The organism is Brevundimonas kwangchunensis (genome assembly GCF_039523815.1).
Classification (GTDB): domain Bacteria; phylum Pseudomonadota; class Alphaproteobacteria; order Caulobacterales; family Caulobacteraceae; genus Brevundimonas; species Brevundimonas kwangchunensis.
The window spans coordinates 1-569 of sequence record NZ_BAAAGA010000012.1; the positions used below are offsets into that span (position 1 = coordinate 1).

Genomic DNA, 569 nt, shown 5'->3' on the forward strand with positions numbered 1-569 from the left:
GCACCGTGGTCACGGGCCGCGTCGAGAAGGGCATCGTCAAGGTCGGTGAGGAAGTCGAGATCGTCGGCATCCGTCCGGTCCAGAAGACGACCTGCACGGGCGTTGAAATGTTCCGCAAGCTGCTGGACCAGGGTCAGGCCGGCGACAACGTGGGCGTGCTGCTGCGCGGCACCAAGCGTGAGGACGTCGAGCGCGGTCAGGTTCTGGTGAAGCCGGGTTCGATCACCCCGCACACCAAGTTCCTGGCCGAGGCCTACATCCTGACCAAGGAAGAGGGCGGCCGTCACACGCCGTTCTTCACCAACTACCGTCCGCAGTTCTACTTCCGCACGACCGACGTGACCGGCATCGTGCACCTGAAGGAAGGCGTGGAAATGATCATGCCGGGCGACAACGCCGAACTGACCGTGGAACTGATCACCCCGATCGCCATGGACCAGGGCCTGCGCTTCGCCATCCGTGAAGGCGGCCGCACCGTCGGCGCCGGCGTCGTCTCGAAGATCCTCGAGTAGTCGACGACGGTCCACGGACTGAAATGAGAAACCCCCGCCGGAGCGATCCGGCGCGGC

The 569-nt window shown here is 65.0% G+C and carries 1 protein-coding gene; it reads left to right on the forward strand.

Annotated elements, in window-relative coordinates:
• Positions 1-512: EF-Tu C-terminal domain-related protein (locus ABDZ95_RS15300; RefSeq protein WP_343794844.1), on the forward strand; the 512-nt coding region annotated here is incomplete at its 5' end.
• Positions 513-569 lie beyond the last annotated feature (57 nt).